This is a genomic window from Natrialba sp. SSL1 (assembly GCF_001861355.1).
In the GTDB taxonomy this organism is placed as follows: Archaea; Halobacteriota; Halobacteria; order Halobacteriales; family Natrialbaceae; genus Natrialba.
Genome location: NZ_MASN01000030.1, coordinates 323,043 through 345,177, shown reverse-complemented (window position 1 = coordinate 345,177; position 22,135 = coordinate 323,043). Strand labels below are relative to the sequence as shown.

The 22,135-nt window shown below is 62.1% G+C and carries 24 protein-coding genes; 12 read left to right on the top strand and 12 right to left on the bottom strand.

Features of this window, described 5'->3' with window-relative positions; all coding sequences use genetic code 11:
• Positions 1-523: 523 nt before the first annotated feature.
• The 3 genes from BBD46_RS09705 to BBD46_RS09695 all read left to right on the top strand — a co-directional run bounded on the left by BBD46_RS09705 (position 524) and on the right by BBD46_RS09695 (position 4,282).
• Positions 524-1,183: a DUF7344 domain-containing protein gene (locus BBD46_RS09705; RefSeq protein WP_071401498.1), complete on the top strand. Its 660-nt coding sequence runs from the start codon at positions 524-526 to the stop codon at positions 1,181-1,183.
• A gap of 260 nt (positions 1,184-1,443) precedes the next feature.
• Complete coding sequence (locus BBD46_RS09700) at positions 1,444-2,280, top strand: hypothetical protein (protein WP_253184536.1); 837 nt, start codon at positions 1,444-1,446, stop codon at positions 2,278-2,280.
• 61 nt (positions 2,281-2,341) lie between these two features.
• Positions 2,342-4,282 (top strand): ATP-binding protein, encoded by a 1,941-nt coding sequence (locus BBD46_RS09695; protein ID WP_071401497.1) that lies wholly within the window; start codon positions 2,342-2,344, stop codon positions 4,280-4,282.
• A 1-nt stretch (position 4,283) separates the two neighbouring features.
• Here the strand turns inward: BBD46_RS09695 and BBD46_RS09690 are convergent, their stop codons facing one another.
• A complete protein-coding gene (locus tag BBD46_RS09690; RefSeq protein WP_071401496.1) occupies positions 4,284-4,967 on the bottom strand; it encodes an alpha/beta hydrolase in 684 nt (227 codons plus the stop codon).
• A gap of 119 nt (positions 4,968-5,086) precedes the next feature.
• Between BBD46_RS09690 and BBD46_RS09685 the strand changes: the two genes are divergently transcribed.
• On the top strand, positions 5,087-5,980 hold the full coding sequence (locus BBD46_RS09685; protein WP_071401495.1) for a PspA/IM30 family protein: 894 nt from the start codon (positions 5,087-5,089) through the stop codon (positions 5,978-5,980).
• A 33-nt stretch (positions 5,981-6,013) separates the two neighbouring features.
• Here BBD46_RS09685 and BBD46_RS09680 read toward each other — a convergent pair whose 3' ends face one another.
• Positions 6,014-6,577, bottom strand: coding sequence for an FxLYD domain-containing protein (locus BBD46_RS09680; protein ID WP_216094823.1), 564 nt, complete (start codon positions 6,575-6,577; stop codon positions 6,014-6,016).
• Positions 6,578-6,931: 354 nt separating this feature from the next.
• Here BBD46_RS09680 and BBD46_RS09675 point away from each other — a divergent pair, with 354 nt between their 5' ends.
• The 4 genes from BBD46_RS09675 to BBD46_RS09660 all read left to right on the top strand — a co-directional run bounded on the left by BBD46_RS09675 (position 6,932) and on the right by BBD46_RS09660 (position 10,736).
• The gene (locus tag BBD46_RS09675) at positions 6,932-7,987 is read left to right on the top strand and encodes a hypothetical protein (RefSeq protein ID WP_071401494.1); all 1,056 of its coding nucleotides are present in this window, start codon (positions 6,932-6,934) and stop codon (positions 7,985-7,987) included.
• A 108-nt stretch (positions 7,988-8,095) separates the two neighbouring features.
• Positions 8,096-8,662: an HPP family protein gene (locus tag BBD46_RS09670; protein ID WP_071401493.1), complete on the top strand. Its 567-nt coding sequence runs from the start codon at positions 8,096-8,098 to the stop codon at positions 8,660-8,662.
• A gap of 101 nt (positions 8,663-8,763) precedes the next feature.
• On the top strand, positions 8,764-9,819 hold the full coding sequence (locus BBD46_RS09665) for a hypothetical protein (protein ID WP_071401492.1): 1,056 nt from the start codon (positions 8,764-8,766) through the stop codon (positions 9,817-9,819).
• Positions 9,820-9,956: 137 nt separating this feature from the next.
• On the top strand, positions 9,957-10,736 hold the full coding sequence (locus tag BBD46_RS09660; RefSeq protein WP_071401491.1) for an SDR family NAD(P)-dependent oxidoreductase: 780 nt from the start codon (positions 9,957-9,959) through the stop codon (positions 10,734-10,736).
• Positions 10,737-10,789: 53 nt separating this feature from the next.
• Here the strand turns inward: BBD46_RS09660 and BBD46_RS09655 are convergent, their stop codons facing one another.
• The 3 genes from BBD46_RS09655 to BBD46_RS09645 all read right to left on the bottom strand — a co-directional run bounded on the left by BBD46_RS09655 (position 10,790) and on the right by BBD46_RS09645 (position 12,512).
• On the bottom strand, positions 10,790-11,269 hold the full coding sequence (locus BBD46_RS09655; protein ID WP_071401490.1) for a hypothetical protein: 480 nt from the start codon (positions 11,267-11,269) through the stop codon (positions 10,790-10,792).
• A gap of 136 nt (positions 11,270-11,405) precedes the next feature.
• Positions 11,406-11,903 (bottom strand): hypothetical protein, encoded by a 498-nt coding sequence (locus BBD46_RS09650; protein ID WP_253184535.1) that lies wholly within the window; start codon positions 11,901-11,903, stop codon positions 11,406-11,408.
• A 264-nt stretch (positions 11,904-12,167) separates the two neighbouring features.
• The gene (locus BBD46_RS09645; protein ID WP_071401489.1) at positions 12,168-12,512 is read right to left on the bottom strand and encodes a cupin domain-containing protein; all 345 of its coding nucleotides are present in this window, start codon (positions 12,510-12,512) and stop codon (positions 12,168-12,170) included.
• Between the two features lie 351 nt (positions 12,513-12,863).
• On the opposite strand from BBD46_RS09645, the gene BBD46_RS09640 reads away from it, so the two are divergent.
• Positions 12,864-13,325 (top strand): AAA family ATPase, encoded by a 462-nt coding sequence (locus tag BBD46_RS09640; protein WP_071401488.1) that lies wholly within the window; start codon positions 12,864-12,866, stop codon positions 13,323-13,325.
• 51 nt (positions 13,326-13,376) lie between these two features.
• On the opposite strand, the gene BBD46_RS09635 is transcribed toward BBD46_RS09640, so the two are convergent.
• The 5 genes from BBD46_RS09635 to BBD46_RS09615 all read right to left on the bottom strand — a co-directional run bounded on the left by BBD46_RS09635 (position 13,377) and on the right by BBD46_RS09615 (position 18,254).
• Positions 13,377-14,444 (bottom strand): hypothetical protein, encoded by a 1,068-nt coding sequence (locus BBD46_RS09635; protein ID WP_071401487.1) that lies wholly within the window; start codon positions 14,442-14,444, stop codon positions 13,377-13,379.
• A 125-nt stretch (positions 14,445-14,569) separates the two neighbouring features.
• Entirely contained in the window at positions 14,570-15,610 is a 1,041-nt protein-coding gene (locus BBD46_RS09630) for a dipeptide epimerase (protein ID WP_071401486.1), read from the bottom strand.
• Entirely contained in the window at positions 15,607-16,632 is a 1,026-nt protein-coding gene (locus BBD46_RS09625; protein ID WP_071401485.1) for a DUF1611 domain-containing protein, read from the bottom strand. The genes BBD46_RS09630 and BBD46_RS09625 overlap by 4 nt, the downstream gene beginning before the upstream one ends.
• 108 nt (positions 16,633-16,740) lie before the next feature.
• Positions 16,741-17,802, bottom strand: coding sequence for a Vms1/Ankzf1 family peptidyl-tRNA hydrolase (locus BBD46_RS09620; RefSeq protein ID WP_071401484.1), 1,062 nt, complete (start codon positions 17,800-17,802; stop codon positions 16,741-16,743).
• Between the two features lie 35 nt (positions 17,803-17,837).
• Complete coding sequence (locus BBD46_RS09615) at positions 17,838-18,254, bottom strand: DUF5802 family protein (RefSeq protein ID WP_071401483.1); 417 nt, start codon at positions 18,252-18,254, stop codon at positions 17,838-17,840.
• Positions 18,255-18,549: 295 nt separating this feature from the next.
• On the opposite strand from BBD46_RS09615, the gene BBD46_RS09610 reads away from it, so the two are divergent.
• Together BBD46_RS09610 and BBD46_RS09605 are read left to right on the top strand one after the other, a co-directional pair.
• A complete protein-coding gene (locus tag BBD46_RS09610; RefSeq protein ID WP_071401482.1) occupies positions 18,550-19,677 on the top strand; it encodes a hypothetical protein in 1,128 nt (375 codons plus the stop codon).
• 296 nt (positions 19,678-19,973) lie between these two features.
• Positions 19,974-20,633, top strand: coding sequence for an ArsR/SmtB family transcription factor (locus BBD46_RS09605; RefSeq protein WP_071401481.1), 660 nt, complete (start codon positions 19,974-19,976; stop codon positions 20,631-20,633).
• 32 nt (positions 20,634-20,665) lie between these two features.
• On the opposite strand, the gene BBD46_RS09600 is transcribed toward BBD46_RS09605, so the two are convergent.
• Positions 20,666-20,980 (bottom strand): nucleoside triphosphate pyrophosphohydrolase, encoded by a 315-nt coding sequence (locus BBD46_RS09600; RefSeq protein ID WP_071401480.1) that lies wholly within the window; start codon positions 20,978-20,980, stop codon positions 20,666-20,668.
• 44 nt (positions 20,981-21,024) lie between these two features.
• Complete coding sequence (locus BBD46_RS09595) at positions 21,025-21,690, bottom strand: hypothetical protein (protein ID WP_071401613.1); 666 nt, start codon at positions 21,688-21,690, stop codon at positions 21,025-21,027.
• Positions 21,691-21,859: 169 nt separating this feature from the next.
• Here BBD46_RS09595 and BBD46_RS09590 point away from each other — a divergent pair, with 169 nt between their 5' ends.
• Positions 21,860-22,084 carry a hypothetical protein gene (locus BBD46_RS09590; protein ID WP_071401479.1) on the top strand — a complete coding sequence of 75 codons (225 nt, stop codon included), beginning with the start codon at positions 21,860-21,862 and terminating at the stop codon, positions 22,082-22,084.
• Positions 22,085-22,135 lie beyond the last annotated feature (51 nt).

The window sequence follows — 22,135 nt, the reverse complement described above, 5'->3', positions numbered from 1 at the left end:
ACGTTCACTACGGGTCCCCAACGCAAAAGCTTCCTGCACGGTTTCGCGGGCAGAGACAACGTCTGTCACGGTGTCTTCCGATCGAGTATCGGTTCATCTCAACCGCTCCTGTTCGGCCGCGCTGGTTGATGTTGATTCCTCGTCGCGTTCGCTGGAGCTGTCGAGCGCTCGCTACGCTCGCTTCACTTGTCGCACCTGCCGTGCTCGCTCACTTGCATCACTTGCTGTACTCGCCGCACTCGAGTACAGACTGTTTATCCGTCTCAACTATCGTATTGAACCTGGTAATCATCGACTACGATGAGCGTAGCGTTATTTCGCGAGTCAGGTCACCCCACTCGTACTGGTCTGATGAGTTGACAATCAGTCAGTTATGACTGTATATCGAGAATATACGTCCGATCCCTGGGCCGAATTCCGACAGCTGTTCCGGTAATGAGCGTATTCGGCGAGTAATATCATATGTGGTGCCCAAATCGTTTTGGAAATGTGCTTATCCCCCTTGCAGCGGTTGTTTCAGGTGATGAGTTCCGACGTTCACTTCGGCGGTACTGGGGAGCCGGATCCGTTAGCCGACGTGCCACCTGAGCGGTACGACGTGCTCCGACACCCGCGCAGTGTCCGTATTCTCTCGCTACTCACAGACGCACGTGACTACACGCACACGCTGTCGGAACTAACCACCGCTCTCGTCGAGCGGTCCGGTGCGGATGTCTCGACCGGCCAGCGCCGCCACGAGATTCGCATCGACCTCGTCCACCACCACCTACCGCGTCTCGACGCACACGGCCTCGTCGACTGGTCGCCAGCCGATGGCGAGCGCGACACGGACGCCACCGACGGCACCGTCACCCTCATCGAGGAGCCACCCATCTCGCCGGATATCCTCTCACTGCTCGTAGAGACTGGGTCGGGCACCGAAGCACTCCTCCTCGACCGCCTCGTCCACCCCGTCCGCCTGGGGCTACTCGAGTACATCGAGAACGCAGACGAGTCGCTGTCGGTGGACGACCTGGCGACGGCGCTCGCGACGACGCTGTCGGTCGGTCCGACCGATGCCTACGAGGCGACGATCGAACTGCACCACAACCACCTGCCGGCGCTTGCCGAGATCGGTGCGATCGACTACGATCGTGAGGCAGGGCAGGTGTCGCCCGCGGACGCGTCGACGGATGTACTCTGAGTCGGACGTTCGAGACGGCGTGTTCGGTTGCGTTGGCTCCGGGTTCTGTCGCTGTTGGGCCGGCACCGGCAGCGGAGTTCGGGTGTGCAGGGGACGATTGTCCCGGTCTGTACTGGTGAGCGCCCAGCCGTGAAACTGTAGCGACACCAACCGCGCCCTGCTGTACGTACTGTCTGCCCGTTACGACCAGTTGCCAGTCGTCCGTCGACCAACTCCGACCGTCGGGGATCATATGTCGACGGAGCACGAACACTTACCGCATGTCCGGGTCCAATTCACCGGTTCCCCACCGTTCGCGGCTGTTTTCACTCCTCTCTCGATTCGCCAGCACCCGGCCGAATCGATCCACGGTCTCCGTCTATCTCGTCAGTTCGCTCCTGCTCGGTGCATTCCTTCTCGGCATCATCACTGCCGTCGGCCCCGCTGCCGGCGCTGATCAGGTTGCGATCCTCTCAACTGACGAGGATGATCTTTCCCTCGAGCCCGGTGAGTCCACCACAATCGACGTCGACCTCTACGCGGAAGGCGGCCACGGCGACGACGGCGTCGTCGCACTCGAGTTCGTCGCGGCGTACGACCCGGACGGACTCGAGATCACCGACATCGAGCGCGGCCCGTGGCTCGAACAGGGTACTGAGACGACCGTCCACGCCGAAGGGACACTGGCCCACGACGAGGGAACGGCACTCCTCGAGCAGTGGCGCGATCCGGTCGCCGGCGGCGCAACCGGTCTGGACACCGTTGCGACGGTGACCGTCACGGCCCACCCGGACGCCCCTGCCGGCGAGACGGCACTCGAGTTCGGCGACACAGCTGTCGAACTGGAGAGCGAGTGGCCGGTCCCCGTCGTGGATGGGCCGACGACGGTTGTGATCGAGGACGACGAGGCAGCGAGCGGGGAGAGCCAGTCCGCGGACGCGGCCGACACCGGCACCACTGATGCGGGTGGCTCCGAACGCGGTCCCGTTTCGGCTGTGATGACGGCAGTGTCGGAGGGGAACGGTTCGCTCCTCGCAACTGCGCTCGTCGGTCTCTCCCTCGGGGTTCTCTGTGCCCTCGTGGTCGTCGTTGCCCGGCACACGGGCCGGATATCGTAGCTGATTGAACACTCTGGCCAGGAGGGAAACGCGTTTTAGGAACCAGTCAGATGAGTTGTGTATGACTGATCTGGGTGACTTTGGTGATTTCGACGCCGATGCCGATGCCGATGCCGGTGACGCCGACACCGACGGCAACGGCAGCGGTACCGGCAACGCGGCGGACGCCACATCACCGTCCGAGCCGAGCGGCACCAACCCTGCCAACACGTCGCCAAGCACACACTCGAGTTCGACCGGGTCCGGGTCCAACTCTGACGCTGACCCCCCCTCGGACGCCGACACTGACACGTTCGAAACGACAGCCGTCGAACCGAGCGGCGACGATGTCGGCATCGGCGCACTCTGTGTCTCCCAGGGGCTACGAATCGCCGAGGACAGCGACGACACCGAGTTGCGGGCCTACGTCACCCGCGGCAACCGCTCGTCGGTCCGCATCGGCAGCTATCTGCTCGCGCCGTACCCAGGTGGCGCCGGTGAAACCCTGTTCTGTCGCATCACCGGACTCGAGTACGCCCAGCAGTATCACGCCGACGACGCGACGGAGATTCACGCGCGCCGTGCGATGCGCTCGGACGGTATCGAGGAGGCCGATTACAAGTTCGTCGCGAACCTCGAGCCGGTCGCTATCCTCTACGACGACGATGGCGAACTCAAGCGCCGGATGACGGACCGCGTTCCCAAGCCCCAGACGGTGATCCGCGAGGCAGACGACACCGAGGCGATCAAGACCGGGCTGAAGATGCCCGACGACGGCGTCTTCCTCGGCCACCTCTCGGTCGGCGGCGAGAAGGTTCGAACCGCCGCCTCACCACCCACCATCGACTACCGGCTAAAGGACGACTACGACGCGGGCGACCCGCTCGTCTTCCGCCACACGCTCGTCGCGGGCGGGACGGGGTCGGGGAAGACCCACGGCGCGAAGAACGTCCTCCGGCAGTATCTCGCGGAGGAGCGCCGATACCCCATGGAAGACGGCCGCGAGGTCGGCCCCGCCGTCGTCCAGTTCGACCCGCAGGACGAGTACGCCCAGATGCACGACGACAACCCCGACATGGACGACGAGTTCGCCCGCCGACTCGAGCGTGAGGGCGTCGCCTACGGTGGGGTCGACGATACGACGGCGTTCGTCCCCAAGATAGGATCGTCGTCCTACGCCGCGGGCCACCACCGCGCGGAACAGGTCGAGTTCACGATCCCGTTCTCGATGGTCCACGAGAATCCGTGGCTGGTCGCGAGCAGCGGGCTGAACGACAACCAGTACGGCGCGCTCGTCAGCGTGCTCCTGCCGCGCTTCCGCGAGCAGTACGGCAACGACGCGACCTACGACGAGTTCACGCGCTTCCTCGACGATCCCGCCCTGCGCGAGGAGCTAGACGAGTCGGGTCGCGTCCACGAGGCCACCTTCGACGCCGTCCGCCGGCGTGTGCTCGGCTTCGGGCACGTCTTCGATCAGGACGCACGACCGATCACTGATCTGGTCCACGAGTTCGTCCGCCCCGGCGGACTGACCGTGGTGCCGACCTACCACATCAACGATACGCGGGCGACGGAGACGATCGTGCTCGCGCTCTCCTCGCTGCTGATCGACCAGAAGCTCTCGAACGACCCGACCTACGACCGGATCAAGGAGACGCCGCTCGTTCTCGGCATGGACGAGGCGCACAACTTCCTCACCGACGCGGACTCGGTGCAGGCCGGGAAGGTCATCACAAAGTTCACCGAGGCCGCAAAACAGGGCCGCAAGGAGCGACTCGGCTTGTTCTTGATCACGCAGGACCCGCAGGACATCCACGACGCAGTATTCAAACAGATCAACACGACTATCGTGCTCAACCTGGGCGACGAGGACGCGATCAAGAGCGTAAATATTCCGAGCAACCTCGAGTCGAAGGTGCCCTACATGGAGAAAGGACAGATGGTTGTCTACTCGCCGGACAACTCCGAACCCGTCGAGCTGATCGGGCTCTCGACGTGTTTGACACGACACGGCCGGGACTGATTTACTCCGTGCGAAGCGCCGACTCGAGAAACGGCACCACAGTCTCGGCGACAGTGTCCGTCTGGCCGACGAAGAAGTGATCCGCAGGGAGGGTGACGACCTCGATTCCGTCCCTGTCTTCGGCTTCGTTTTCATCACCAGCCTCATCCTCACCAGCTAGCTCCTGTGCCCGCTCAACCACCGGCTCCCACTCTGCCGTCGTATCTCGCTCACCGACAACAATTCTGACTGGGCAGGAGACGGACTCGAGTGCCGCCGTGGAATCCAGGTCGGGTGCGAGTGTCGCGGTCGGTGCGAGTGCGGCGATAGCCACAACTCGTGGGTCGTCCGCGCCGTCGAGGCTGGCCGGTGCGAGCAGGCTGAGACTCGCGCCGAAACTGAAGCCGAAGACGCCGACGCGCTCGTAGCGGTCGGCGGCCCAGCGGATGGCGTTTCGCACGTCCTCGCGCTCGCCGTAGCCCTCGTCCCACGCGCCGTAGTCGAATCGGAGGCAGGCGATGCCGTTCTCCTGCAGGCGCTCTGCGACGGCGACGAGTCGGCTGTCGCTTCGCGAGCCGCCGTGTTGGGGATGGGGTGGACAGGCGACGACGATCGAATTCCTACTCCCGTTCGCCCCCTCCGCTGGCTCCGTGAGCGTCCCGCGTACGTCTCGGGCGCCGGGCACGAGCACGTCACTGTCGGTCATACCCAGTCGTTCGCGTCGGCGCCTAATCAAATCGGCGAGAGACGACGCACCGACCGGAATTTCGTCTCAGTCTGTCGTTGATGTGATGTTTTTAAGGGTGACGAGCGTTACGTAGGAGTATGGGCATCCTCTCTCGGACCTCCTACGTCATCCGGTCGAAGATCAACTCCCTGCTCAACCGGGCTGAGGACCCGACGCAGACGCTTGATTACTCGTACGAGCAGATGCGCGACCAGCTTCAGGAGGTCAAACGCGGCATTGCCGATCTCACCACCCAGAAGAAACGCCTCGAGATGCAAAAGCGGCGTCTCGAGGAGAACGTCGAGAAACACAACGAACAGGCACGAACCGCGGTCCAGCAGGACCGCGAGGATCTGGCTCGACGCGCACTCGAGAAGAAGAAAACGAAGATGAACCAGATCGAGGATCTGGAGCGCCAGATTTCGGAGCTGCAGAACCAGCAAGACAGCCTGATCGACCAGAAGGACGAACTCCAGACCCGAATCGAGGAGTTCCGCACCAAAAAGGAGACGATGAAAGCGCGCTACGAGGCCGCCGAAGCGAGTTCCACTGTCTCGGAAGCGATGACTGCGACCGGCGAGGAGTTCGAAGACGTCGGCCGGGCCATCGAGCGCGCCGAAGAGCAGACCGAGGACATGGAGGCCCGTGCGGCCGCCCTCGACGAACTCCACGAAACCGGTGCGTTCGACGACGTCATGTCCGACAAGGACCAGATCGACCGCGAACTCGAGGACCTCTCGACGGGCAGCGGTGTCGAGGCCGAACTCGAGACGCTCAAATCCGATATGGGGAAGGGTGAGACCGCCGCGGATGCTGGGGCAGCCGAGGCGGACATCGAAACGGAAACTGACGTCGAGACCGAGACAGAGGCAGAAGCGGCCGCCGAACCCAGCGGTGATGTCGACCTCGACGAGTCAGACCTCGACACCGATGTCGACGACTCCGAAATCGAATCCGAACTCGCGGAACTGCAGGACGAAGAGAACTCGTAACGACTCACACTCCATTCTGTTCGCAAGCGACGCCTACGTCGGCGTCCCGATAACCGCAATATCGTAGGAGGCGATATCCTCGGGTGACTCGAGTAGAATCACTTCGAACGCCCACTCGCCGCCCTGATCGAGGTCGCCGGTGGTGTCGAGGTAGCGCCCGATCTGTTCGCCCTCGTCGTTGTAGACGCGGACGCGTACCTCGACGAGTTCGACCCGTCCGTCGGTGTTTTCGACGGTTCCCTGGACGGTCGAGCCGCGGAAGTCGTCCTCGAAGGCGAACTCGTGGTCGACGATGGCGAGTCGTTCGAGCGGGGTCACGCCTTCCTGACTCTCGAGTTCGGCGAGCGCTTCGGCGGTTGCCATTTCCTCGACGGAGCGCTCTTCGGCATCGTCGGGGACATCGACGGTTCCGTCCTCGTACGTCGGGCCGGTTTCGACGCCGATACCGAGGCCGGCGTCGGTACAGCCGGCGAGGACTGCGGGGATACCGACGCCGAGTGCGGTAAGCAGGTGTCGTCGTGTCGGTGTTCGGTTTTCACGACCACGATCATGACCACAATCACGACCACGATAACTGGGTGTGTTTGGCGGCGTCATCTCGGCCACCGCCGATAGACTACCAGTCGTTCTCTCTGGACGGATAGGGGCATCGCTGGTGAGAGCGACACTGCCGACGCATTTTAGTGTAGGCCCTGAACCGTCAGCCTGGTTGTGTTCGCGGTGGCTCTCACTTTCTGGCTTTCTGGCTTTCTGGCTTTCTTGCTTTCTTGTTCTCTGACTTTCTGGCTTTCTCGCACTCTCGTACTCGTGTGCTCTCACGCTCTCACACTCTCGCTCCCTCACCGGTCGTCCCTGACTCTCCGGCCCACACAGCCGACTCGAGCGCTCACGATTCGTGCGAGCAGGCTATGCAACGCAGGCGCTTATTGTCACATCGGTGGAACGCCACCTATGGCGGCTCCGGAGGCAGACGAGACGCTCGAGTCGTATGGCACGGATATGGGCCAGCGAACGAACTCACTGACTCGGGTTCGGGAGTGGCTGCTAGTCGACGGCGACCGGTTGCTCGTCGCAGCACTCATCTCGCTCAGTGTCTTCGTCTTCTTCTTGCTCCTGAACGAACTCGGACTGATTTCGTTCGTCAACGACGATTCGATCACCCGCCTGGCCGGCGGCATGATCGCCGGGACGTTCTCGCTCGTCACCCTCGTCGTCTCGATCAACCAGCTCATCCTCTCACAGGAGTTCGCGTCCGCCGGTGACGCTCGTAACCAACTCGAGAGCGTCCTCTCGTTTCGGACGGACGTCTCCGACACCGCTGGCGCACCAGCACCACCGGCATCACCGGCAGCCTTCCTCGAGTTGCTCGCTGAGTCGATCTACTCGAGTGCGTCGACACTCTCCGAATCGGCTGCGGGCCACGAGAACGAGGATCTCGAAACATTGATCGGGCAGTTCACGCAGTCGGTGTTCGAGAGCAGCGACCGTCTCGACGATACACTCGAACACTCGGAGCTCGACGCGTTTACCGCGCTGTCGGCGGCGATCGGCTACAACGCGCCGTGGCAGCTGTACGTCGCCCGCCAGCTTCGAAATCGCTACGAGGACGAGCTCTCGGACGAGTCTATCGGTGCGCTCGACGACTTGATCGACGACCTGACGCTGTTTGCGACTGCCCGCGAGCACTTCAAGACGACGTACCTCCAGCGCGAACTGACGCGCTTCTCGCAGTTGACGATCTATACGGGCGTGCCGGCGATCCTGGCGGCGATGCTCATCGGCTTCATCTACGCGGACTTCGGTGGCGCGAGTATGACTATCGCCTATCTGCCGTACGTCGTCAGCGCGCTCATCGCGGTCGTGGTCGCGCCGCTGGCCCTGCTCGCGGCGTACATTCTCCGGACCGCGTCCGTTACGCGCCGCACCGCATCAGTCGGGCCGATGATGCCCCAGAAAGAGCCAGATAGCGGCCCGTTTTCCACCTCGGGAAGCGAGGAACTCGAGTAGTGGCCGTGTGCTGTGGATCCCCGCGAGTTCGCCGACGGATCGATCACCCGCGTTCGGCGGTCGTTCCGGCCTGACACTTATACCCTCGGTCGTGTTCACCAACAGTCGATGGGCTTTTGGAACAAGGTCCGTGCCAGCACGGAAGAGACGATCAACGTTCGAGACGACTTGAGCGCTGGTACGAACGTCACCCTTCACTTTCTCTTTCTCGGCGGGCTCGCCTGGGCGTCCGGGCAACCGTTTCTCTTTCCGAGTCTCGGGCCGTCTGCGTACCTCCTCGCAACCGGCGAAAAAGACCGTGCAGAAGGCCCCTACCATGTTATTGGTGGCCACGCCGTCGCGGCTATCTGTGGGCTCATCGCGTACGTCCTCTTCGCCGACGGCATCGTCGTCGTCGACGCCTTCGAACAGGGCGAACCCTTCTCGAGTGAGGTTGGCAGGCTCGTCATCAGCGGTATCGTCGCGATGCTGCTCACGACGGTCGGTATGCTCTGGTCGAACACGAACCATCCCGCAGCCTGTGCGACGACGCTTATCGTCGCACTGGGGCTCATGTCGACGCTTCTCGAGGGGGCGATCATTGTCGTCGCGGTCGCGCTGCTCGTCGTCTTTCACAATACCATCGTCGACCGTGTGCAGGATTTCTACGGTGTCAAACCCGAGGATCCGAGGTAGGGCTTGAGTAGCTGCCGATATGGATACTTTCGGGCGGCGTGCGCCCGACGACTTCCTGCCAACGGTTTTTGTCACTCGACGTGGTGGATCCGCTACAGTCGATGAGCAACGCGAATTCGGGTGCGGCAGACGACGGGTCGGCGAGTGGGCCGGCGGACACAGAAAGCACTGAACGACTCGGTGGCCTGAAACTATGGCTCTTACTCCGGGTCAACCGACTTACGCTCACCGCGGGCATTCTCGGTGCTGTCTTCGTGATCCTGATCGTCACGAGTCAAATCGGCCTGACGCCGCTGCGCGAGATTGTGGCCAACCAGGACGGCATCGAGTTCCTCTTCTCCTCGTTCATCGGCGCGATCATCACCGGCACCTCGATCGTCGTCACGATCAACCAGCTCGTTCTCTCCCAGGAACTCGGTGCAGTCGGGAGCCAGCGCAGCCGGATGCAGGAGTCCGTCGACTTTCGACAGGACACTGAGGACACGATCAGCGAGGACATCAGTCCCCCAGAGCCGGCCGGCTTCCTCTTCGAACTCGTCGACGGTGTGCAGGAGCGAGCGGACGAACTCGAGTCCGCCGTCGAAGACGAGCGTGACGAGGAGCTACGGGAAGCGATCAACGACTATACCGGAGACGTTCGTGAGAACGCGGATCACGTCAAAGACGACCTCGAAGAGGCCCAGTTCGGCACGTTCGAGGTGATCTGGGGTGCGCTCAGGTACAACTACTCGCGGAAGATTTACGACGCACGCAAGATCCGCGTCGACCACCGGGACTCACTCTCTGAGGAAGCGAGCGAAAAACTCGACGAGATGATCGAGACGCTCAAACTGTTCGGGCCGGCTCGTGAGCACTTCAAAACGCTCTACTTCCAGTGGGAACTGATCAACCTCTCGCGGGGACTGCTTTATATCGCGGTGCCTGCACTAACGGTGATGGCGATTATGATCATGTACATCGACGCGAGCGCGCTCCCGGGAACCACGCTTGGCGTCGACAACCTCGTCTGGCTCACCAGCGCGGGCTTCGTGATCGGCATTTCGCCGTTCGTACTGTTTATCGCGTACATTCTTCGAATTGCGACGATCGCAAAGCGGACGCTCGCGATGGGGCCGTTCATTCTCCGAGAGTCCGAGCGGGAAGAGGATCTTGGCTGAGTTGCGTTGGTGCCCCCATTGCAACGTTCGTTTGTGTTTGACATCTTCAATCTTTCAACCCTTCAACCCGCCAACGGGCGACTATTGCCGACTGGTCACAAGGCACATGTACAGCTGCCGTCTTGTGAGCAGTAGTCATGGACATCCACGGCGAAACAGCGTTCGTTACCGGTGGGAGCGTCGGTATCGGTCGACAGATCAGCCTCGCACTCGCGAGTCACGGTGTTACGGTCGTCGTCGCAGATCTCGAGGAATCGGCCCGGCAAGAGACGGTTGCCGAGATCGAGGCTGCCGGCGGGTCGGCGATCGACACACACCTCGACCTCACCGATCCTGAGAGCATCACCGACGCAATCGAGACGGCCAGAGATCACGTCGGCAAGCTCGACATCCTCGTCAACAACGCCGGGATCGCGGGACCGACGGCTCCGATCGAGGACGTCTCCCTCGAGGAGTGGGACGAGACGCTGTCAGTCAACCTCCGTGGGCCGTTCCTCTGTACGAAGGCAGTACTCGACGGGATGAAGGACCGCGAGTACGGCCGTATCATCAACATCTCCTCGGCGTCTGGCAAACGGGTGGTTCCCGAACGGAGTCCGTATACGAGTTCGAAAGCGGGCATTCTTGGTCTCACGCGGACGACGGCAGCGGAGGGCGGGCCACACGGTGTCACGGCGAACGCGATCTGTCCGGGGTCAGTCGAGGGGCCGCGGATCGAGGCCGTCATCGACGAGGAAGCGGCCACCTCCGAGAAATCACGCGAAGAAATTGTCGCCGAGAAAGAGGGGAAGACGCTCACCCACTCGTTCGTCACGCCGGACGATGTCGCACAGACCGTTTCCTATCTCTGCTCGGACGCCGCGGATCGGGTTACGGGCCAGGCGCTCAACGTTTCCGGTGGAAAAGTGACGTATTGAGTGCTTTCGTGCCTGATATATAGATACTGGCACCGACACCAACGCCGACACCGTCACTCACCACTCGTCTCTTCCGTGAGAAGATCGGGTATCTGATGCAGAGACGTGGTTGTGCCGCCTCGTTCGATCACCGTCAACTGCTCACCATTGACTGTCACCCGAAATGATAGCTGCAGCGTCTCCGTTGGCACCTCAGCCGTCCCGAGGACGCGTTCGGGTTGGCACGTTTCGGCGTCGCTCAACTCCCCACTGAGGTCGACTGTATACTCCTGTTCACTCGACGTAGTAGCAACAACCTCTTCGACAGACCCACACACTCGCATGTCGAACGTCACAGTATACGCACCCTCTGTCCGAGTGATGAGTATCCAGCCGGGCTCACCCGCGTCGGTTTCCGGTGGACGTGTCACGGAATACCCAACTGAAATCTCCGAAGTCTCGGCGTCTCGGTCAAGCGGGTTCTGACACCCAGCGACCGCAGCGAGTCCAACACTGCTGGTCGCGAGAAACCGACGGCGAGAAACCCGGTTCATATCTACATGCAATTGTGGTGGGGAATAAACATGGTGGTCGCCGACGAACGCTGTTCGCACGCGCCGTTGCCATCCCTGAATCAACAGCACACCGTGATGGTTCCTGTCATCGCTGGTGGTTGCGTATGAGACGTTGTTAGCGATACCCCTCGATAGCAACAGCGATGTCGCCTGGAACCCTCCATTTCTCGTCTGTGACCCGCACCAGAAGTGAGTGTGTCGTTAAATCGTCGTGATCGGGGAGCAACGGATTGTCAACAGTGATCTGTAGGTCCAGCCCGTCGTCCGTTCGCCCGACCGACTGTAACTCGAGTGCAGCGTCCGATCGCATGCCGTTTTGAACGACGATGAGAAACGCTTCCTCGAAAGTAGTGGCGGCTACGAAGTCGGTAGCGGACTCGATAGCTCGTATTTCGGTTCTCGCGGCCGCTTCGGTTTCGATCACGGTGTGGCGTTCTTCTCTCGCAGCGAGGACTTGCCGTTCGTCGGACTCGAGTACGTTCCGACTGAGCGACAGCGTGTCGACAGTCATCCCGTCGGGAACTGTCGGGTAGCGAAGTCGATTCCAGCCGACGTAGCCACCGATAGTCCCGAGCCCGGCCCCGCTGAGGGCGAGATACGTTCGGCGGTCCATACTGACGCAATCGTGAAACGGGCGTATAGCTCTCCTTCTAACTACAACGGCGGTTTGACCTGTCTCTGTCGCCGCCTTCATTCGTGTCTTCGCACTGTCTCGGCATCCGGCTCATCCGGTTACGAGGTGAGACCTCGCTGTCGATCCTCTAGTACCGTCGAGGACGAATGGGATGCTCGATACGCACTACTCGGTACCCGATACCCGATGCTCGATACGCACTACTCGGTACCCGATACGCAATCGCCGCCAGCTGTCACTCACCTACAGCGGTGCGCCGACCAACACCAGCTTCGCTCGCTCGTCGCCACGATTGTGCAACTGGCGACTCTCTTCCGGATCGAGTCGAATGGCCTCGTCGGAATCGAGTGTCACCGTCTCCTCGCGGTCGGTTAGATCGACGTCGATCTCGCCCTCGACGACGTAGTAGATCTCCTCCTGGTCCGTCTGAGTCTCGTCGTGTTCTTTCCCCTTGCCGTCGGGCTCGAGTTCGAGAATCGAGAGCCCGAGTTCCTCGGTTCCTAGTTCGTCCTTGAGGAACCACATACCGCCGAACTCTTCGGGAACGACCGACTCTGGATCAGTTTTTGCTGCAGTATCGTAGCCCATGGCTATCTCTCCGTCTGCGATTCCTAAATTGGTGTGGATACCCGGTATGGGTCGCCTGTTTCGGCCCGTTTTTCGCATCGATCCGATTCCGTTCGTGCTATCCGCTCCATCGTTGGTCTCTGGCGCTTGCCAGCGACTGTTCGTCGCTTTCGGTGCCAACACCAATACCGACAGCAGCATCGGAAACAGCAGCATTGATGCCGACACCACCACTGACCAGATCAGTACCCGCACCCATACCCAAACCCACGCCAACACCAATACAGATCCAGACGAACCCAAACCCAAACCCAACCCACGCCAACATCAACACCAACCTATACCCTCACCCCCTACACCCACCCGACAGCCGTGATCGTCGTCATCTGCGGGCCGCCAGGTGCCGGAAAAACGAGTATCGCTACCCGGCTTCACCAGACGCTGGTACTCGAGTACCCCGCCCACACACTCTCCCTCTTTCATTCGGATGACTACTCGCGACGCACGTACGAGCGGCTCTACGAGGCGGTTCGCGAGACCGAAAGCAACGAGATTGCGATCGTCGACGGGACGTTCTACCGGCGGCGCTGGCAGACGCGGTTTCGGTCGCTGCCGGATATTCAGGTTCGATTCGTCTACGTAACAGCGACCCTCGAGACGTGTCTGGCGCGCAACCGTGCCCGCGCTGAAGCGGACCGAATCGACGAGCAGGGAGTACATGTGGTGTATCGCGAGTTCAGCGAGCCGGCTGCGGACGTGCGACTCGAGACGGACGACTGTTCGGTGTCGGAGGCGGTCGAGCGCGTGGCTGCTGCGGTCCGCTCGTGGGTGTAAGGGACGTGTGCGTGTTTACGTGGTCACCGGTGAAAACGGCACATCGGTGCTCTATGGCAGGAATCGGTCCAGCAATGGCAGTTCGATTTCGTGCGGGAGGTGGGCGGGACGCTCCTGTTCCGGGAGAGCGTCCCAGCCGAGGTCGTCCGTGCCGGGGTCGGCGTCGGTTTCGAAGCCGGCTTCGGCGACGGGCGGCTGTTCGCGGTACTCGGCTGGCGGGGCGTCGTGTGCGTAGACGCCCTCGGGGTGGTCGATCGTCCAGACGTGCATCATACAGGGTGTGCGACAGGGGAGGGTCTTCTCGCCGTCGGTGAACTCGGTTTCGTAGGCCTGCTGGTAGAACCACCACGCGAAGCGACCGGGGAGTCCGGCGTGGTAGTGCCAGGGTGAGCAGCGGGTGTCGGTTTCGTCTCCGTGATCGTGTTCGTGTTCGTCGTGCCCGTGATCGCCGTGTCCGTGCTCATCATCGCCGTGCTCGTGTTCGTGTCCATCCCCGTCTTCATTCCCGTGGCTGTGACTGTCCCCCTCCCCGTTTCCGTCCCCGTGATGTGCTCCGTGGTCGTCGTCCTCGCTCTCGTCATCCCGACCATCACCGCCTTCGTCGTATACCATCGGCGGCTCGACCGCCTCACCGTCGCGCGTCGCGATGAACATGACCCCGATGGAGCGCCAGGAGCTGTTGTCGACGAGAACGGATTCCGGTCGCTCCGGGTGCAGAACCTCGTCGTCGCCGATGAACTCCGGGTTGAGCCAGTGGGACCAGCCGTCCTCGTCGGCCACGTCGAGGGTATCGAAGTACGGTTTGAACCCCGCGTCGAGCAACGCACCCGCGTCCGGGTACTCGGTCTCAAGGGTCTGCTGGACTGCGTCTCGAAGCTCGATCGTCACGGGATGGTCGTCGGCACAGCCCTCCATACTCGCTCCCTCGCAGTGACCCATACTCGGCCTGATCGTCGCGTCGGGGCAGCGCTCGAACGCCGCGTGGGCCTCGCCAGCGCCGTTCGCACCGTCTGCGCTCACCACCCCTGAACCGAAAACCGGGAGTGAAGCGGCGCTCCCGGATGCTTGCAGTACTGTCCGCCGAGAGACGTACTCCCCTTTCTGGTCGTCCTCACTCATGCCAGCATCACCACAGCAACTGGCGTTGTAAACCATGTTGGCGGTCAGCGAGACCGTCTTTTCTATCGAAAGCGCGTGTCAGCAGAAATGGCTACACCACGGCGTTCGTCGACGTAGTGAGTCGACTACTCGAGTCGGGCGCCAGTTCCTGGCACGTCGAGTGCGGCGAGATCGATGGTGCCGTTCGGCATCGGAACGCCGTCGTAGGGGTCCTCTTCGAGTAGCAGCGAGCCGTCGAGGTCGGCGTAGTCGAGCATCGGCGCGAGGTGGCAGGCCGCCGCGATGGAGGCGTTCGACTCGTTCATACAGCCACACATCACCTGCATGCCGTGGGCGCGGGCGGTGTGGATGATGCGCTTTGCTTCCTGCAGGCCGCCACACTTCATCAGTTTCAGGTTCGCGATGTCGTACCGACCTGCGATCTGGGGCACGTCGTCGACCGTGATGCAGGACTCGTCGGCCGCGATCGGCAGCGCGGCGTTCTCGTAGACGAAGCGCTGACCCTCGACGTTCTCCGCGGGGATCGGCTGCTCGACGAACTCCAGGTCGAACTCGGCGAGGCGTTCGATCTTCGAGACGGCTTCGCGAGGCGTCCAGGCCTCGTTGGCGTCGACGTAGAGGCGCGCGTCCGGCGCGACCTCGCGAAGCGTCCGAATAATTTCGATATCACGGTCGGTGCCGAGTTTGACCTTCAGGGTACCGTAGCCGCGTTCGACGGCGGTTTCGGTCTTCTCGCGCATCGTCTCCGTGTCGTCGATTCCGATGGTGTAGGAGCTCTGGATCGTCTCTTCGGCATCGAGTCCCCAGTACCGGTACAGCGGCTCGTCGTGGCGTTTCGCGACGAGGTCGTGCAGCGCGATGCTGACCGCACAGCGGGCCGACGGATTGCGCTCGACGGTTTCGCGCAGCCGACGTTCGATACGTGCGAGCTGCTGTGGATCGTTTTCGTCCTCGACGACCGCAAGCAGGTCCGGCAGGAGCGCCTCGACCGTATCGAGCGTCTCGCCGTAGTGTTCGGACGGCCCCGCGCCGCCGATACCGACGTTGCCCTCGTCGTCCTCGATGTGGACCGTGACGGTCTCCGTCTCGGTCTTCGTCCCGCGGGAAATGGTGAACGGGTACTCGAGTGGCAGCGTGCGCCGCTGGAAGCTCGTCTCGAGGTTCATAGCAGCACCTCAAGGACCTCGTCGGTATCCTGACGGATGACGTCGACGGCGGGTGCGCCGAGGTCGTCGGCGTACTCCTCGACGGCCTCGCGGGCTGCCTCGTCGTCGTCGAGGTCGGCCGTGTTGAGCGCGCCGGCGACGATTTCGGTCTCTGTTTCGGAGACGGGCGCAGCGAGGTCCTCGTAGAGGTCGACGTAGGTCTGGATCGGTGGGAGCGAAACCGATTCGTAGCCGTGGATGGCTTCGCGGCCAACCTCGTCACAGAGGACGAGTTTGTCCGGCATCGCGCCGTGGAGAATGCCGCAGGTGACCGCCGAGTAGGCCGGGTGGACGATGCTGCCCTGACCCTCGACGAAGAGGTAATCGTGTTCGTCGCCCTTCTCGAGGATCATCTCCTCGACCGCGCCGGCGGTGAAGTCCGAGATGACGCGGTCGATCGGGTTCCCCCAGCCCTCGATCATGATGCCGGTCTGGCCAGTTGGGATGATGGCCGCGTCGTAACCGGCGTCGCGAGCGTCGCGGGCGAGTTCCATCGAGACGGTCATCTTGCCGACCGCACAGTCGGTGCCGACGGTGAGGATGACCTCCGCGTCGACCTCGTCCGCGATGCCCTGGCTCACGGTCAGGTCTTCGGGTGGTTTGCGCACGTCCTGCAGTTCACAGCCGTGCTCGTCCGCCAGTCGACTGAATTCGTCGTCCTCCGAGAGGAAGTGGTGCAGTCCCGAGACGACGTCGTAGCCGGACTCGAGTGCGGCCGTAATGTCGTCGCGCCAGCTTTCCTCGAGACCGCCACCGATGGGGGCGATACCGATGATGAGAGCGTCGAGGTCATCGTCCGCGAGGGCGTCCATGCTTTCGACGATCGGGGCGTCCTGGACGTCAGGAACGTAGTCGTTTACCCGGTCGCCAGCCGTGTCGCGGTCGAGGACCGCGGCCACGTCGTAGTCGGCGTACCGGAGGATGCCAAGCGCCGTCTTGGCCCGTCCGGGGAACTGTTCGTGTGCGAGAATTGCGACGCGCATACCGACGAATGCACTGGGGGGTACTTAACGATGGAGTTCGCAGCAGGCGATGACTGTTTCTTCCCACGGCTTTCCCACGAGTTGTCGATTTCCCAATTCGCTCAGCCGTTACAACACAGACAGTTCAGTCGTCCAGAACGAGCCGTATGCGTCCTCGAGTGCATCCTTCGGATCGCCGGTCGCGTCGACGGCTGCGGTTGCATCCGGCGCAAAGTCCGATTCGTCGGCCAACGTCTCGATGACGCCGCGCTGGCCCGTCAGGAAGAGCCGTGCGTCGGGTTCGTCTGCGAGGACGTCCGTGAGTGCGTCACGGCAATCGTCGAGGTGGTCGTCGATCTGGCCGTCACGAATCCGTTCGAAACGGGCCTGCGAGAAGCCGCCCTTGGAGTGACTGCCCTTCACGTCGCTCTCGAATCCGCGGTAGGCGATGCGGTCGTCGCCGTCGTAGACTCCGACCGCGAACAGATCGGTTCTGACGAGGGCGAGCACCGAGTGTCCCCTCGGCAGGAACCACTCGCGCTCGAGTACGAAGCGGTCTCGCCAGCCGGATTCGAAGTCACTGGCGGTGGTTGCGCTAGTGCCGGCGCTGGCGTTGCTGGTACTGTTGCTATTGCCAGTCCCACTCCGCTCCCCATCGCCCGAACCGAACTCGGCCGGCAACACCGGCGGCTCGAGTACCACCGAAACGAGCCCCGCGTCGTCGACACAGAGCAGACACGGCGCGGCCTCGTCCACGAGCACGGTTCGCTCGCCGAGCACAGCCGCGAGATCGCTGTCGAACTGCGGACTATGGCGCTCGCGTTGCCCCGTCGACCGCAGATCGTCCTCATCCGACACCACTGCCGTCAACGCCCCCTCAGGCTCCGTGCGAACCGACTCGAGTCGATCCAGCACCTCCTCGAGTCGTCCGCCGCGAAGCGTTTCCTGGCGGGTGTACTCGAGTCCCGTCGTCGCCGCGTCGTCGTCCTCCAGGCGCTCGAGTTCGCCCTCGAGTTGCGCGATGCGGTCTTCGAGCCGGTTGACCTCCGCTTCGGCCTCCTGTCTGGCCGTCGCGGCGTCGGCTCGGCGCTCGGATTCGGCTTCGTAGCGCGCTTCCAGATTGTCACGCTCCTCCTCGAGTTCGTCGATGCGCTCCTTTAGCGACGCGCGGCCGAGCAACTCGTCGAGCATCTGACCGAACAGGTGATCCGAGAGTACTTCTAAATCTAGGTTCCGGCACCCGGGAAGTCGTCCTCGAGACTCGAGTCGGTGCCGCTACGATGCTGGCTCCCGTTCGCTTGCCTCAGTCCCGGGAAGAACGACAGCAACTGCGTGGCACATTCACGGCGTGCGAGAAGCACCTCCCGAAGCGAAGGCGGGTTTCTGATCTCGGTGTCTGTGAGTACGGATTCTGGGAGGGCGAGCGTGTCCGTCGGGACGGCAGCGTCGCCGTGGACGGGGAAGTGCTGGGTTTCGAGTTTCATCACGAGCGGTGTATCGAGCGGTTCGACGCCGTCACCGGTTGCGTACACCGCTTCGTTGATCCGCTCGTGCTGGTCGCTGTGCATGAGCGCGCGGTCCCCGTCGGTCGGGGTCACGTACAGTCGCCCGAGGTAGTAGTTCCGCGAGAAGGCCTCGAACATGACACTAGTACCCATGGTCCGAAGTGACATAACTATTGGCAGACAGGCTTATCCCGGTCCGCTATCAGAGGCCTTTCACGTCCACCAACCGTCACATGGGGTACTGTTTCACGTTTCACATCGGTTTCAGTCGCTGATTTCGCCTTGTTCTTGCCGAAGATGCGGGTTTCAGAACTCGACGCGAATAGCCGGTGAACCGTTCAGAACGTGGTGTATCGATCACCGTTGGTGATTGAACGGTTCGAACGAAGGTTCGACTTTTTAGGACGTTCCGAGAAAGCAGCTAGCGAACACGATGAGTACTACTCAGGTCGTCGGCTTCGTCCTTCTTGCCGTCATCGGACTGACGATCGCTCCCGTTGCGGGCGCGGCTGTCGTCCCTGCGACGCCCGACGAGATGGGGGACACGGACGAACAGACATACGCCGTCTCGGCGCTGTTTGCGAGCGAGACAAGCGAGACAAGCGAGACGAGTGAGACGAACGAGACAAGCGAGACGAGTGATACCGACGGATCGGAGTCCGGATCGGAGACGAACGCGAACGCAAACTCGAGTCCAAACACGACCGTTGCCGACTTCATGCAGTCGACATCCGCGGAGGCTGAACACGCGGTTGACGACGGGTTGTTCGACGCGACGTACGAGACGGCCGACAACGATTCGAAATCACGGCTCGTCGATGAACGCGCGACATCGTTCGACACTCGTCTCGCCGAACTCGAGGCCGAACGCGAGGAATTGCGTGAGCGACAGGACGAACTCTCCTCGGCCGCGTACCAGGCACGACTGACGCGGTTGACTGTCGAAATCGCCTCGCTGAACGACTCGATCGAGCGAACGAAGCCGAAAGGCGTCGCGGTCGGTCACGACCCAACGCGGTTCGAAACCCTTCAGGAGAACGCCTCGCAACTCACTGGCCCGGAGGTTGCGACGACTGCACGGGGGCTTCCTGGCTTCGAGGACCATCCTGGCGTTGGTGGCGGTCCACCGGCACACGCGGGCCCAGATAGCGGTGCCGAACAGCAAGACACTGGCAGTTCGCCCGGAAACCAGGGAGCTGGCGCTGGTTCCGGACCCGATCCTGATCAGGACCAGCGGCCTGGTCAGGGTTCAGATCAGGGCCAGGGACAGGGACAGGATCAGAACCAGGGGAACGGTGCTAACGAAACGTCTGAATCTGGCCCTGACCAGCCCGATCAACGCGCTGGACAGGGGAACGGACAGGACGCCAATCACGCGAACGAATCGAGTCAGAACGTCTCCCAGGATTCGGAGACCGCCCCTGGCCAGTCGGATGAGCACTCGAGTTCATCGGGCGATTCCGGGACCGATATGACCGATCGCGGCGGCGACTCGACGGCCGAGAACGGCAACCAAGCGCCGAACACGTCCTCGTCCGCGGGGTCGACAGAACGCGGGTAGTCGTTAGCCGGGAGAAATCGAAGTCGGCTCATCGTACTGCGTGACTGTTGCTGGATTGCGTGTCGGAACTGATACAGGCACGACACAGACACAAACGTGGATACAGCTATCGACGCGGACACAGACACAAACGCGGAAATGCAGATATCGACGTGAACACAGACACTGGCACGGACGCAGACACAGACACCTCCCCAATTTCATCACCGTTGCTCGGGAGTCCCCGTGTGTGAGCACGTCACGCCTCCTCCCCCGAGCAGACACGCTTTTCAGCGGTGATACCATACCCTCCACCGATGGACTCCGCCGCTTTGTTGGATCTACTGGGAAACGAGAATCGGAGGCGTATCCTCCGTCTTCTCGCTCGCAAACCCTGCTATGTGACTGAAATCTCCGAATACATTGGCGTTAGTCCCAAGGCAGTCATCGAACACCTCCGCAAACTCGAGGAGGCCGGCCTGATCGAGAGCCACGTCGACGACCAGCGCCGGAAGTACTTCCACATCGCTCGCAACGTCCGCCTCGAGGTCACCGTCTCCCCTTACGGCTTCGCCAGCAAGAGCGCCTACCCGACCAACAACAGTTTCGATATCTCTACCTGTCGGCACCTCTCCCTCGATGTCGCCTGCGACGAACTCGACGAACTCGACGAACTGCTGGGTGCACTCGAGGACCTGGAGCGACTCGAGAACGAACTGTCGCTGGCCCAGCGCTGGGTGCAGAGTCAGCTGTACGACGTTCTCGACCAGATTTCGGAAACCGTCGGTGCTGGCCCGGAAAGTCGGATTTACGCCGACCTGCTGGCGACAATTCGGACGGAGCCGAAGTCGGTTGGCGAACTGGGTCGAGAACTCGATGCGCCGCGAGAGGTCATCGCGGAGCTGTTAGAGTCAATGGCAGACGAGGGGGTCGTTCAGCGAACGGAGCGCGGCTGGGAGTTGACGACGAACGGGTAGCTCCCGTCCGGTTATTTTGTCACGCCCTCGAATCAGTCCGTCACGCGCTCGAGAATCTGTCGCTCGTCGAATCGGCCCCGTTCGTCGGCTTTTCGCTCTCTCCGATCGTGCAGTTCCTGTTCGGAGACGCCCTCGAACTTCCGTATCGCGTGGAGCACTTCGAGTACGTCGGCCAATTCGTCCACGTCCCGATCAGCGACGTACTCCTCGACCTCTTCGCGCAATTTTTTGCAGAGGTACGTTTCGTACTCCGCATCGCTGGCAGTTCGTGTGACTGGCGTCTCTCCGTTTTCCAAAATCATCTCCGGAATATTGTCTCGAACGAGTTTGTCGTACTCATGGGGCATGTGGTACTATCCAAAACCTGACGCAGGAGTATACGAGTGGCGACTTAGGGAACGTCTCGAACCAATCCGTCGCGAAGGTCGCGACCGAAGTAGTAGCCGGCGACGGAGGCGACGAACCCGATCGCCGCACCGATTCCGAGCAGCGTCAGGCCGGAGCCGAGTGCGAAGTAGACCGGGTCCAGCGTCGTCACCATCCCGGCGGTGATTCCAGCGCCCGTTAGCTCCAGATACCGCCGTTTCGACGTAATGACGCCGATCAGGAAGGCAGTGGCGAAGATACCGATGAGCTGTCCGGCGATGGGGATCACCGCGCCGCCAGCGAACAGGCCGACCGCAAGGGTTAGCACGAGCGCGAGAAACGCCTTCGGAGAGAAGTACTCTTCGAGGGAGCGCCCGCCCGTGAGTTTGCCGAGGCGAGAGCCACCTGCGTCGGCCGCCGTCCGCTCGCGTGCTTCGGGTTCCGGTTCCGGACCGGTACCAAACCTCGAGAGGTCGTCCATTCCTGCATCGGCGGCGGTGCTCGACGTGGCGTCTCTGGTGGCAGCCTGACTGGGCTCTCCGGGGCCACTAGCACCAGCACCAGTACCAGTACCACCATCGCCAGCACCACCCGTCTCCGAAAGCAACTGCTCCGTTTCTGAGAGGAGGTCGTCGGTCGAGCGGGGGTCGCCGTCTCGCTGCTCGGTCACCTCGTCCGAGCGGTCGTTCATATACGAACGCTGGGTCGCCGGCACCATGGTCTTTTCCCTGTCCTGTCACCTTTCGTGACCGGGTCACTCCCCGTCCGTGTTTGGGTACTCGAGTACCCCTGCCAGAGACGGATGCAGTTCCGCTTTCAGTTTCTTGCCGTGACCGTCGTCACCGACACGGACGACGTTTATGACCAACGGGCTGGTAGAGGGGAGTGTGAACGTCGATCTGGTCGCCTTCGGAATTATCGCCATCGCGATCGGGCTGGGGGCACTCTCTGCTGCCCGCCACTTCTACCCCCGACTCGAGTTGTCCGAGGACGCGCTGGCAACGGTTCGGCTGCTGACGGCGATGATTGCGGGCGTTCTCTTGCTCGCCGGGCTGGGACTCGTCGTTATCGGCGTCGCCGGCTAGCGATCGGGTGTGGAGTCGGCTGCCGTTGGGCGGAAAGCGTGCCTTCAAGTC

What these genes read in the sequence shown, in the direction of transcription:
- BBD46_RS09605 (WP_071401481.1), top strand. Translation starts at nt 19,974, where the DNA reads ATGGACTCCGCCGCTTTGTTGGATCTACTGGGAAACGAGAATCGGAGG.
- BBD46_RS09615 (WP_071401483.1), bottom strand. Translation starts at nt 18,254, where the DNA reads ATGTTCGAGGCCTTCTCGCGGAACTACTACCTCGGGCGACTGTACGTG.
- BBD46_RS09635 (WP_071401487.1), bottom strand. Translation starts at nt 14,444, where the DNA reads ATGAGTGAGGACGACCAGAAAGGGGAGTACGTCTCTCGGCGGACAGTA.
- BBD46_RS09625 (WP_071401485.1), bottom strand. Translation starts at nt 16,632, where the DNA reads ATGCGCGTCGCAATTCTCGCACACGAACAGTTCCCCGGACGGGCCAAG.
- BBD46_RS09595 (WP_071401613.1), bottom strand. Translation starts at nt 21,690, where the DNA reads ATGAACGACCGCTCGGACGAGGTGACCGAGCAGCGAGACGGCGACCCC.
- BBD46_RS09695 (WP_071401497.1), top strand. Translation starts at nt 2,342, where the DNA reads ATGACTGATCTGGGTGACTTTGGTGATTTCGACGCCGATGCCGATGCC.
- BBD46_RS09700 (WP_253184536.1), top strand. Translation starts at nt 1,444, where the DNA reads ATGTCCGGGTCCAATTCACCGGTTCCCCACCGTTCGCGGCTGTTTTCA.
- BBD46_RS09675 (WP_071401494.1), top strand. Translation starts at nt 6,932, where the DNA reads ATGGCGGCTCCGGAGGCAGACGAGACGCTCGAGTCGTATGGCACGGAT.
- BBD46_RS09600 (WP_071401480.1), bottom strand. Translation starts at nt 20,980, where the DNA reads ATGCCCCATGAGTACGACAAACTCGTTCGAGACAATATTCCGGAGATG.
- BBD46_RS09620 (WP_071401484.1), bottom strand. Translation starts at nt 17,802, where the DNA reads ATGCTCGACGAGTTGCTCGGCCGCGCGTCGCTAAAGGAGCGCATCGAC.
- BBD46_RS09690 (WP_071401496.1), bottom strand. Translation starts at nt 4,967, where the DNA reads ATGACCGACAGTGACGTGCTCGTGCCCGGCGCCCGAGACGTACGCGGG.
- BBD46_RS09660 (WP_071401491.1), top strand. Translation starts at nt 9,957, where the DNA reads ATGGACATCCACGGCGAAACAGCGTTCGTTACCGGTGGGAGCGTCGGT.
- BBD46_RS09680 (WP_216094823.1), bottom strand. Translation starts at nt 6,577, where the DNA reads ATGACGCCGCCAAACACACCCAGTTATCGTGGTCGTGATTGTGGTCAT.
- BBD46_RS09705 (WP_071401498.1), top strand. Translation starts at nt 524, where the DNA reads ATGAGTTCCGACGTTCACTTCGGCGGTACTGGGGAGCCGGATCCGTTA.
- BBD46_RS09670 (WP_071401493.1), top strand. Translation starts at nt 8,096, where the DNA reads ATGGGCTTTTGGAACAAGGTCCGTGCCAGCACGGAAGAGACGATCAAC.
- BBD46_RS09590 (WP_071401479.1), top strand. Translation starts at nt 21,860, where the DNA reads ATGACCAACGGGCTGGTAGAGGGGAGTGTGAACGTCGATCTGGTCGCC.
- BBD46_RS09650 (WP_253184535.1), bottom strand. Translation starts at nt 11,903, where the DNA reads ATGGACCGCCGAACGTATCTCGCCCTCAGCGGGGCCGGGCTCGGGACT.
- BBD46_RS09655 (WP_071401490.1), bottom strand. Translation starts at nt 11,269, where the DNA reads ATGAACCGGGTTTCTCGCCGTCGGTTTCTCGCGACCAGCAGTGTTGGA.
- BBD46_RS09645 (WP_071401489.1), bottom strand. Translation starts at nt 12,512, where the DNA reads ATGGGCTACGATACTGCAGCAAAAACTGATCCAGAGTCGGTCGTTCCC.
- BBD46_RS09665 (WP_071401492.1), top strand. Translation starts at nt 8,764, where the DNA reads ATGAGCAACGCGAATTCGGGTGCGGCAGACGACGGGTCGGCGAGTGGG.
- BBD46_RS09630 (WP_071401486.1), bottom strand. Translation starts at nt 15,610, where the DNA reads ATGAACCTCGAGACGAGCTTCCAGCGGCGCACGCTGCCACTCGAGTAC.
- BBD46_RS09685 (WP_071401495.1), top strand. Translation starts at nt 5,087, where the DNA reads ATGGGCATCCTCTCTCGGACCTCCTACGTCATCCGGTCGAAGATCAAC.
- BBD46_RS09610 (WP_071401482.1), top strand. Translation starts at nt 18,550, where the DNA reads ATGAGTACTACTCAGGTCGTCGGCTTCGTCCTTCTTGCCGTCATCGGA.